General features: G+C 66.7%; 4 protein-coding genes. All 4 read left to right on the top strand.

Going from position 1 to position 2557, the window contains the following annotated elements:
• A partial coding sequence (locus tag U9980_RS28005; RefSeq protein WP_322770673.1) for a hypothetical protein occupies positions 1-194 on the top strand: 194 nt, incomplete at its 5' end.
• A gap of 2 nt (positions 195-196) precedes the next feature.
• Positions 197-436 (top strand): hypothetical protein, encoded by a 240-nt coding sequence (locus U9980_RS28000; protein WP_322770672.1) that lies wholly within the window; start codon positions 197-199, stop codon positions 434-436.
• 300 nt (positions 437-736) lie between these two features.
• Positions 737-973 carry a DUF4158 domain-containing protein gene (locus tag U9980_RS27995; protein WP_322770671.1) on the top strand — a complete coding sequence of 79 codons (237 nt, stop codon included), beginning with the start codon at positions 737-739 and terminating at the stop codon, positions 971-973.
• A gap of 575 nt (positions 974-1548) precedes the next feature.
• Positions 1549-2517 carry a WD40 repeat domain-containing protein gene (locus U9980_RS27990; RefSeq protein WP_322770670.1) on the top strand — a complete coding sequence of 323 codons (969 nt, stop codon included), beginning with the start codon at positions 1549-1551 and terminating at the stop codon, positions 2515-2517.
• The last annotated feature ends 40 nt before the right edge of the window (positions 2518-2557 follow it).

The following is a 2557-nucleotide window of genomic DNA, read 5'->3' as shown; positions in this document are numbered from 1 at the left end:
GTCAAAACCGATATTGGAACGAGACGGCCGTCGCCCCCGACAACCAGAGTTCGATGACGAGTGGCGGCGGCGGACTGGAAATCGTCGCCCCCGATACCGTGGTGCCGATGCAACCGGCCTTTGGAAATGTCCATGGTTCCCTGACGACGGTGACGACGGACCGTTTGGAAGAGGCTGGAATCTGCTGGTCGTAGCCTTGTGGAATTCCCGGAAACCGGCGACGACGACCACCTGGCTGAAGACACAGACCAGGGCCCTCGACCCGGCGTTCTCCGAACATGATTACGGAGTCGGTGGATTCCGCGATTTCCTTGCGCTGTTCCCCGACGTCGTGCATCCGGTGGGGACGAGCAGTAACGACATCACGGTCGCCGCCGCCCCCGCGGCGGCCCCACCGCCCGCCTGCGGGGATGGCACGCCGATGGAACCGCGCTGAGCGGACCGTCCGCCCGGCTGACCCCGCGGCTCGGCGGGTCGCCTCCTCGCCGATCATCTGGGCTCCGATAATGTTCCTTCTCAGGCGTCAGAAATAGCACACACGTACGAATTTTCGGCCGGGGGCAGGTGCTCGGACCGCGCGGCATCCCGGACACGGCGAGCGGCCCGTCTCCCGGTGTGAGAGGCGGGGTGCCGGTAAGAAACGTGTCACCAGGTGCAAACGCGGGCGATCTTGAGTTGTGTCTCCATGTGCTCGAGGGGTGTTGGCGCCCGGCGTACCTGGCCATGATGTTCGGACGTGGCCCGGTCACTGGATCTCGATGAGCTCGTCGAGCACTGGACGTTGCTGGATGACGAGCGGGAACTGATCGCCGGCAAGCGGGGGCCGACGCGGCTCGGGTTCGCGGTGATGTTGAAGTTCTTCACTCGGATGGGCCGGTTCCCGCGGGGCCGCGGCGAGCTGCCGGACGAGGCTGTGGAGTACGTGGCCCGCCAGGTCGGCGTGGAGCCCGGTGACATGGGCTTCTACGAGTGAGTCGGAGCACTGTGCGTCCGAGAACACGCCGGTACCACCCCCGGATTGCACACGTCTACCGAGAGATCGGTTTGGGCGCCGCTGAGGTGCACTCCTGCACGTCGCCGGGCACGCCGAACGGCGTGCCCGTCGCCACCGGCTGAGTGAAGTGGTGGCTCGCCACCCACGGCCACCTCTCCCACTCCTGCCGCACGCAGAACGGCGCCTGGCTGGCCTCTCCCGCCCCGCCGGACCGGGACGCCGATGCCGCCGTCGACCGCTGGTCCGACTTCGGCCTGACCCGCATCCTCGACGGCATGCTCCCCGCCTGTAGACCGACGGGGGATGGACCTGCGAAGACAGACGTGCCTGTCGGCTGGGAGGTTGACGCCCGACGCTTCAGCGCTGTCTTGCCTGTCACGATGCGTGATAGACGGTCGCTTTCTATCATGTTGTGCGGTATGACAGTGGCGGGTTGGGCCGGAGTTCGCGGTCGAGCCCAACCGCGTCGTGCTGGGGAAGGCGGGAAGAGGTTCCGGCCTCCCGGTGCCATGACTGATGGGCCTTCGCGCGGACGACGGAAGGGTTTCCTGGGGATGTTGAGGCTGCGCCGTTGGAAGCCGGTAGCGGAGGGCGCCAGACTGGAGCACTCGGAAGAGATCCGAGGTGATCTGGTTCTTTCCGCCAATATCTCCGAGGTGTCCTCTGTCGCCGTGACCGCGGACGGCCGGTTTGCTGTCTCCGGAGGCGGCAAGACGGTCTGGGTCTGGGATCTGGCCGCCGAGCGCTGCCTCCACGTTCTCGAGGGCCATACCGTCGGGGTCACATCGGTCGCCGTGAGCGCGGATGGTCGTTTCGTGGTCTCCGGGTCGTGGGACTGGACCGTGCGTGTGTGGAATTTGAGAAAAGGGCGCCAGCTGAGGATCCTCCGAGGCCACACCGAGCCCGTGGAGTCGGTTGCTGTGAGTGGAGACGGACGTATCGTCGTGGCCGGAGGCCACCGTCATGACGCGCGGGTACTGATATGGGACCGGGCCTCCGGCCGTTGCCTTCACACCCTGCAGGACCACCCCGGCGGAGTGCCCTCGGTCGCAGTCAGCGCGGACGCGAGCCTCGCGCTGTCCGGATGCCGTGACGACCCTGAGTACAGCTGGACGAGCCGCGTGAACGCCGTGCGGATGTGGGACCTATCGACAGGTCGCTGCCTTCGGACCATCGGCACTGACAGTTGGGTTAAGGCGCTGGGCATCAGCACGGACGGGCGTCTCGCCATCGCCGCCACCGACGTGCTGCAGGTGTGGGACCTGACGACTGGTGATGCTCTGCACACACTCGGCGATTCGAACTACCCCGTATCGGTCGCGATGAGCGGGGACGGCCGATTCGCCGTCTCCGCCGACGACAAGACGGTCCGGGTCTGGGATGTGGCCGCCGAGCGCTGCCTCCACGTTCTCGAGGGCCATACCAGCAGGGTCACATCGGTCGCGCTGAGCGCCGACGGGCGCCGTGCGGTATCGGGAGGGAGGGACGGCACGGTACGGGTCTGGGATCTCGCACGGCGATGATCGTCGGGTCGCAGGCGACGACAGAACGATGCGAAGCTTT

Origin of the sequence: Protofrankia sp. Cr1 (genome assembly GCF_963555865.1) — a bacterium.
Lineage (GTDB): Bacteria > Actinomycetota > Actinomycetes > Frankiales > Frankiaceae > Protofrankia.
The sequence above is the reverse complement of the archived record's forward strand: the minus strand, read 5'-3'. Positions and strand labels throughout refer to the sequence as shown.

Bases quoted from the DNA above. Each gene is read 5' to 3' on its own strand.
- U9980_RS27990 (WP_322770670.1), top strand. From the start codon at position 1,549: ATGTTGAGGCTGCGCCGTTGGAAGCCGGTAGCGGAGGGCGCCAGACTG.